Here is a 6928-nt window from a genome sequence, read left to right as displayed (position 1 = left end):
CAGGATTACACCGGTCGGGATTGGTGACAGAGTCTGTATCGACACCTGTTCTCTCTTTGCCGAAGGGGAAGGGATGCTTGTTGGGAATACGTCATCTGCTCTTCTGCTCATCGCAGCAGAGACGATGGAAAACCCCTATGTCTCACCTCGTCCTTTCAGGGTAAATGCAGGTGCAGTCCATATGTACATCCTTTCACCAGATGGAAAGACCCGGTACCTTTCTGAGATTAGCGCTGGGGATAAAGGGACCGCAGTCTCAGAAAATGGGAGGACCCGGACTCTTTCGGTTGGCAGAGTGAAGATCGAACGTCGCCCCCTCCTCCTTGTCGAAGCGGCACGTGAGGGGCAGACCGCAAGTGCCGTTATCCAGAACGCAGAGACAGTCAGGCTTGTTTCAGAAGATGGGACCGCAACAAGTATCGTTGATCTGCGGGAAGGTGACAGGATACTTGGCCATCTGATGAGCGGAGGACGGCATTTCGGGGTTGCCATCGATGAGACCATCATTGAGAGATGAGGGCCGAAATATCGGGATCATCGGGGGAACCGGCCGTATGGGCGGTCTCTTCCAACATATCTTCGAAGATGCAGGATGCATTGTCGAGGTGATCGGTCGGGCACCTGCCAGTGAATACCGTGAATTCGTGAAGCGGTGCGGAGTCATTCTCATTTCCGTCCCCATCCAGGCAACATCTTCGGTGATTCAGAGTATCGGTTCTGTGTTGGAAGAGGATCAGCTGATAGCTGATCTCACCTCAATCAAGGTGATGCCGGTTGCAGCAATGCTTGAGTCAGCTGCACAGGTGATCGGTCTCCATCCGCTCTTTGGACCGGATATGGCTTCAATATCCGGTCAGAAACTGATCATGACCCCTGCACGGGCAAGAACGGAGACAGTTCAATGGCTTATGAGCATCTTCAGACATACTGGAATGCAGGTCTTTGAATCAACAGCAGAAGAACATGATGCAGCAATGGCGATCATGCAGGGCCTGATTCATTTTCAGAACATCCTCCTCGCAAAGACACTTCGGAAGCTGAACTGTACAATCACCAATCTTCTACCGTATGCGACCCCAAACGCCCATACAACCTTTGCATTCATGGCACGCACTCTGTCGCAGGACAGTGAACTCTATGGAGGAATGCTCCTTTTGAACCCCGGAATAAAACCTATCATCTCTTCATATGCGAAGTCATTCGATGAGTTAACGGAGACAATCCTCTCAGTGGATATGGAAGGGTTCAGGCGGGAGTTTACAGCCGGTGCTGACTTTACCGCACCATTCAATGAATCAGCGAAACCTCTCACCGACCATCTTCTTGATCAGGTGGTGAGAGAATGGTAATAGCTGTGCTCGGACCTGCTGGAACCTTCAGTCACGAACTCGTCCTCAGGCTCTGTAAGGAAGAACCGCTCCTCCTTCCAACAATATCACAGGTATTCTCCTTAGCAGAACGGGGTGAGGCGATCGGGTTTGTTCCGATAGAGAACAGTGAGGCAGGCGGAGTAGGACCAACCCTCGACGGCCTCTGCCGATATGATGTTTCGATCACAGCAGAGTGCTATCTATCGGTATATCACCATCTGGCATCACATACTCAATTGGAGAAGATCGAAGTGATCTATGCACACCCCCAGACGCATGAACAGTGCAGTGAGGCATTCGATCGGTTGGGTATACCTGTCATCCATACGAGCAGTAATGCCGCAAGTGCTGTTAAAGCACAGGAGAACATAAAAGGTGCAGCAGCAATCTCAGATTCGGCAGCTGCATACTACAAGATCCCGATTATCCTTCGTGATCTCCATAACAGTGCATTGAATACGACCAGATTCATCAGAATCGAGAGTACAGAGTACTCAGGAGAGGATGTTGCCAAATGCAGTATTATGATTGATCCGAAGAAGGACATTCCAGGTCTTCTTCATGCACTTCTGACCCCGTTTGCCGAAAGAAAGATAAATCTCTCGCGGATAGAATCACGTCCTTCAGGCAGAGGAATCGGAAGCTATCGATTCTTCCTCGACTTTGAAGCATGCCCGGCAGCCCGTGATGCGCTCCTTCAGTTGAAATCATCTGTTCCGGTGCGTGAGTTTGGTTGTTATCCACAACTGGAGGTGCCCAGATGATCGTACGGCTTGAGAAGAGGGATGCACCTGTCGACTTCCGGGTCAGAGCACCACCTTCGAAGAGTTATACACACCGGGCGCTCATTGCCGCCGCACTTGCAGAAGGGGAGTCATTCATTCAAGAACCCCTTATTGCAGAGGACACGCTGCTGACCCTCACTGCCTTAAGAAGCCTTGGTGTAGAGATCAAAGAGGAGATGGGTGGGATCAGGATCCGGGGCACCGGAGGTGTTATCCGGCCCGGGAAGCGAATCAAACTCGATCTGAAGAACTCAGGGACGAGTATACGTCTCCTTGCATCTGTTGGCCTCCTTGCGGATCAACCTGTCATTCTCACCGGGAGTGAGAGGATGTGCAAGCGGCCAATCAGGGATCTTGTTGAGGCACTCAACGCAATCGGCGGAGATGTCAGGTACCTTGGTCAACCGGGCTATCCCCCAATAGAGGTCTCCGGAAGGCTTTGCGGGGGTCAGGTCACCATCTCTCCATACGTGAGCAGTCAGTTCATCACTTCACTCCTGATGACAGCGCCATATGCAGAGGAGGATCTGCTCATCTCCCTTGCAGGACGGTCGGTATCCTCAAGCTATCTTGACATCACCGTTGACCTGATGACCTCATTTTGTGCATCCGTTCAAGCTGATGCCACTCATACCTTCAGGGTTAAGAGCGGCAGACCATTTCAGGGCAGGCAGTACCAGGTTGAAGGGGACTATTCATCTGCTTCATACTTCTTTGCTATCGCAGCCGTCTGTGGAGGAGATGTAACTGTTGATAACCTCAATACCAACTCAACCCAGGGGGATCGTCAGTTCATATCGGTTCTGGAGAGAATGGGATGCAAGGCAGATCCGGGTCAGGATTCATATCATCTTGCCCGGTACGGGACTCTAACCGGCATCGACTGCGATATGTCAAAAATGCCTGATACCGTCCAGACACTGGCTGCAGTTGCCATTTTTGCAGAAGGGGATACGGTAATCAGAGGTATTTCACACCTCAGACATAAGGAGAGCGATCGGATTGAAGCGATCGAACGTGTCCTTTCAACAGTTGGTGCAGGTATTGCCACGTCTGAAGATCAGATTCGGGTTGTCCCGGGACCACTTCATGGGGGAGAGATCGACCCGAAAAATGATCATCGGACGGCAATGAGTGGTGCTGTTCTTGGTCTTGGGATCGGCACTCTCTCAATCCTTGATGCTGAATGTGTTGGAAAATCATATCCCGGATTTTGGGACCGTCTTAAGGAAGCGGGCTTATGGAGCGGTATATACTAATTGGCCTTCGAGGAACCGGAAAATCTACGATCGGAAAGAGGATGGCTAAAATACTGGGTATTCCTTTCTATGATACCGATACCCTTATTGAAGGAAGGGCAGGGTGCACTATCCCTGAGATCTTCCTGGCGATTGGGGAAGCCGGATTCCGGGAGATCGAGAGGGAGATGATCGCATCTTTACCAGAAGGACCGGCGGTGATTGCAACAGGTGGCGGGGCGGTTATGGACCAAAAGAATGCAGAATCGCTCAGGAAAGAGGCTCATATCATCCTCCTGACAGCAGATCCTGAGGTGCTTGAAGCACGCATCATGGGTAGCAGCCGTCCACCACTTACCGAACTGTCATTATCAGACGAGATAAGGCAGATTTCAAAGATCCGTATGCCGATCTACCGGGGCCTTGCGGATATCTGCATGGATACCGGTATGGTGAATGCTGATGAGGCTGCATCAAGTATCCTCACCAGTCAGGAGAGAGATACGGAAGAGGGTGTTAAGACACTCCGACGAATGAGTCTTGATCCGGATTTGATTAAGACTCCGCTTCTCTTTGGAATAACCGGAAACCCGGTCTCTCACAGCAGAAGTCCACACCTCTATAACAGACTTTTTTCTGAGTATGCTATCCCCGGAAAGTACCTCTTTCTGCCTGCCGGGTCTGCAGAAGAAGCAATTACAACCATGCAGGCCCTCGGAGCGAAAGGGCTATCTGTCACGATCCCGTTTAAAGAGACGATGGTCTCCAGAATCGATGAACCGGATCCGGATGTGACAGCGATTGGAGCACTCAATACTGTTGTATCCTGTGGTGGGAAGCTCTATGGCCATAACACCGACTGGATCGGCATTCGTGAACCTCTTCAGGGACATAAAGGCGCAGATGCTCTCGTCGTCGGGGCCGGTGGAGCAGCGGCAGCGGCTGTGTATGCGCTTCAGTCTCTTGATATGAACGTAATTATCGCAAACAGAACTGAGGAGCGTGGCCGGGCACTGGCCAGGCGGTTTGGTTGTACGTCTGCCCCCATATCATCTTCACGTAAGGTGGATCTAATTATTAACGCCACCCCTGTCGGAATGAAGGAGGGAGATGGATCACCTGTGCCATCGGAACTCCTCAGACCGGGTGTTACCGTCTTTGACCTTGTCTATACCCCTCCGATGACCCGGCTCCTGAAAAATGCACACGCATCGGGATGCACTATAATCCCGGGAACCGAGCTCTTTATCCACCAGGCACGGGCACAGTTCAAACTCCTTACAGGGATTGACCCAGGTCTTGATCGAATCAGGGAGGTGCTTTCATCATGAACACCTTCGGTCGAATCTTTACATGCACCACCTTTGGTGAGAGCCACGGACCTGCCCTTGGTGTCGTGGTGGATGGCTGTCCGCCGAAGATTCCGCTCACAGAAGACCTTATCCAGCCTTATATGGATAGAAGACGACCGGGTCGTGGTCCGACAATGTCGGCAAGGCCTGAACCGGATACTGTTGAGATCCAGTCAGGGGTCTTCGAAGGCGAGACGACAGGAATGCCGATCTCGATCCTGATCAGATCGGTCTCACAGGAGAGCAGAGACTACGAAGCCCTCCGTTCGGTCTTTCGGCCAGGTCATGCAGATTTCACATACCAGCAGAAGTATGGGGTGCGGGATCATCGGGGTGGTGGGAGGAGTTCCGGACGTGAGACTGCTGCACGTGTAGCTGCCGGCGCTGTTGCATTTCAGTGCCTGAAGAGATGTGGGATAACAATAACAAGCCGGATCTGTGAGATTCATGGGGAGCATAACCCCGTATGCTTTGAGGATCGTATCCTTGCTGCAAAAGAGCGGGGCGATTCGGTCGGTGGAATCATCGAGTTGATCGCTCTTGGGTGCCCGACTGGACTTGGTGATCCGGTCTTTGGAAAGCTTGATGCTGCCATCGCCGGTGCGATGATGGGAATTGGAGCTGTAAAAGGAGTAGAGATTGGAGAAGGATTTGCTGCTGCCCGGATGTATGGGAGTGAACAGAATGATGCAATCATGCGATCAGGTTTTGCAACAAATCATGCGGGCGGTATACTTGGAGGTATCAGCAATGGCGATCCGATTATTGTCAGGATTGCAGTCAAACCAACGCCCTCGATCGCACTTCCACAACAGACAATAACTGCGCAGGGTGAGGAGACGACAATAGAGATTTTGGGTCGTCATGACCCATGCATCGTGCCAAGGGTCATGGTCGTTGCCGAGTGTATGCTCGCACTCGTTCTCATTGACGCACTCTTATTACAGGATAGATTCACCCGTTTCTCATGAGGAGGCAATGGATCTCCCTCATCTCCCTTATATGGAACTGCCCTGCTGCTGTTGCATCTCCTGCATGACAGTACGCACACTGCGATCCCATAATCAGGAATATTGGACGGAGCCATGAGTAGCTATCTCCCATGATCGATAGACATATCGGTTTTTCTGCATGTACTAAAAACTGAAGGAGAGCAGCAGCATCCTCATCATTCTCTGGTGCAAGGACGATCTTTGGGATATCACCAAATGATCTGAGTCGTCGCTCACAGGTAAATAGATCTTCTGAACCAAGCATCCGTTTTGCATGAAATGATGCGACAATCGTCTTCTTCTCTGATCGAACCCAGTCTGCGTGAGCAGAAAATCTCTCCTCAATATCGATCATATCGGCATACGGAAGAAGGGGGGCAAGACGATCTCTCCATTCGGTACTATCTCCTGCAAACTTCCCCCCTTCATCAGTACTCCGGAGAGTCAGGAGCAGACGACCCTTCCAGATCCTCCTCATCATAATAACGTCATCTGGTGTGCAGCCATCCATCAGATCGAGACGGATTTCTATCGCCCATGGATCTTCTGCTGCTGCACCTTCAATCCCAAAGAGGTCTTCACAGGATATGATATAGTTCATCGTGCGCCTCCTGAGAGGAATGGACCTGTTGTAATCCCACCCCATGAAACAGACCGGATCTCATCTTTCAAGGTATCGATATCGCCTCCTGAGAGAGCTGACCGGTAGGCTCTGCAGATGATTGAAGCATACTCTTCTGTCCGCCCACGAAGCTCAATTCCAAGTATTGCAACACCTGAGTCGAGGATCTCAGGCAGATGATCGATGAGGCAGGTCTCAACGGCATTACCGATGATCGTCTGGCATTCTCCATCCACCCTGACCGGAAATGATCTGCCTGTCTGATCCATAATTGCAACAAGCCGTCTCCCTTCACCTGACGGGCATGGGTGCCTCCCATAGGCGAGGCAGTGGTTGGTTATCATCGCCGGAACTGATCCCTGTACAAAGAACTCGATCATCTCGCTCCCCCTGATAGAAATCCCCTGCAGTTCTGCACGTGAGATCTCTTTTGAGAGTGCGGATGATACAAAGGTCGCACCAATCTCTTCGAGTGCAGCATGGTTTGTACTATTCAGTGCAGACGATCCGGCGATTGCCATCTCCGGGACATGTTGACGCACCGCCTCGGCAACTCCCACACCACCCAC

General features: G+C 51.4%; 8 protein-coding genes. 6 read left to right on the top strand and 2 right to left on the bottom strand.

Going from position 1 to position 6928, the window contains the following annotated elements; genetic code table 11:
- From Q7V06_RS04160 to Q7V06_RS04135, 6 genes are all read left to right on the top strand, one after another.
- A partial coding sequence (locus tag Q7V06_RS04160) for a 3-dehydroquinate synthase II (RefSeq protein ID WP_304838531.1) occupies window positions 1-517 on the top strand: 517 nt, incomplete at its 5' end.
- Window positions 507-1349 (top strand): prephenate dehydrogenase/arogenate dehydrogenase family protein, encoded by an 843-nt coding sequence (locus Q7V06_RS04155; RefSeq protein WP_304838528.1) that lies wholly within the window; start codon window positions 507-509, stop codon window positions 1347-1349. The genes Q7V06_RS04160 and Q7V06_RS04155, both read left to right, overlap by 11 nt.
- Entirely contained in the window at window positions 1343-2134 is a 792-nt protein-coding gene (locus Q7V06_RS04150; protein WP_304838524.1) for a prephenate dehydratase domain-containing protein, read from the top strand. Before Q7V06_RS04155 ends, Q7V06_RS04150 begins: the two co-directional genes overlap by 7 nt.
- A complete protein-coding gene (aroA, locus tag Q7V06_RS04145) occupies window positions 2131-3414 on the top strand; it encodes a 3-phosphoshikimate 1-carboxyvinyltransferase (RefSeq protein ID WP_304838521.1) in 1284 nt (427 codons plus the stop codon). The genes Q7V06_RS04150 and aroA overlap by 4 nt, the downstream gene beginning before the upstream one ends.
- Window positions 3396-4724 (top strand): shikimate dehydrogenase, encoded by a 1329-nt coding sequence (aroE, locus tag Q7V06_RS04140; RefSeq protein ID WP_304838519.1) that lies wholly within the window; start codon window positions 3396-3398, stop codon window positions 4722-4724. Before aroA ends, aroE begins: the two co-directional genes overlap by 19 nt.
- On the top strand, window positions 4721-5716 hold the full coding sequence (locus Q7V06_RS04135) for a chorismate synthase (RefSeq protein ID WP_304838515.1): 996 nt from the start codon (window positions 4721-4723) through the stop codon (window positions 5714-5716). The genes aroE and Q7V06_RS04135 overlap by 4 nt, the downstream gene beginning before the upstream one ends.
- On the opposite strand, the gene Q7V06_RS04130 is transcribed toward Q7V06_RS04135, so the two are convergent.
- Window positions 5700-6338 (bottom strand): type I 3-dehydroquinate dehydratase, encoded by a 639-nt coding sequence (locus Q7V06_RS04130; RefSeq protein WP_304838511.1) that lies wholly within the window; start codon window positions 6336-6338, stop codon window positions 5700-5702. The two genes, Q7V06_RS04135 and Q7V06_RS04130, sit on opposite strands and share 17 nt — an antisense overlap.
- A partial coding sequence (locus Q7V06_RS04125) for a peptidase U32 family protein (RefSeq protein ID WP_304838509.1) occupies window positions 6335-6928 on the bottom strand: 594 nt, incomplete at its 5' end. The genes Q7V06_RS04130 and Q7V06_RS04125, both read right to left, overlap by 4 nt.

Source organism: Methanocalculus sp. (assembly GCF_030651615.1).
Taxonomy (GTDB): Archaea; Halobacteriota; Methanomicrobia; order Methanomicrobiales; family Methanocorpusculaceae; genus Methanocalculus.
Note: the sequence above shows the minus strand (reverse complement) of the source record. Positions and strands in the feature narration are given on the sequence as shown.

Coding starts and splice junctions, on each gene's coding strand:
- Q7V06_RS04150 (WP_304838524.1), top strand. CDS start 1,343: ATGGTAATAGCTGTGCTCGGACCTGCTGGAACCTTCAGTCACGAACTC.
- aroA (WP_304838521.1), top strand. CDS start 2,131: ATGATCGTACGGCTTGAGAAGAGGGATGCACCTGTCGACTTCCGGGTC.
- aroE (WP_304838519.1), top strand. CDS start 3,396: ATGGAGCGGTATATACTAATTGGCCTTCGAGGAACCGGAAAATCTACG.
- Q7V06_RS04135 (WP_304838515.1), top strand. CDS start 4,721: ATGAACACCTTCGGTCGAATCTTTACATGCACCACCTTTGGTGAGAGC.
- Q7V06_RS04130 (WP_304838511.1), bottom strand. CDS start 6,338: ATGAACTATATCATATCCTGTGAAGACCTCTTTGGGATTGAAGGTGCA.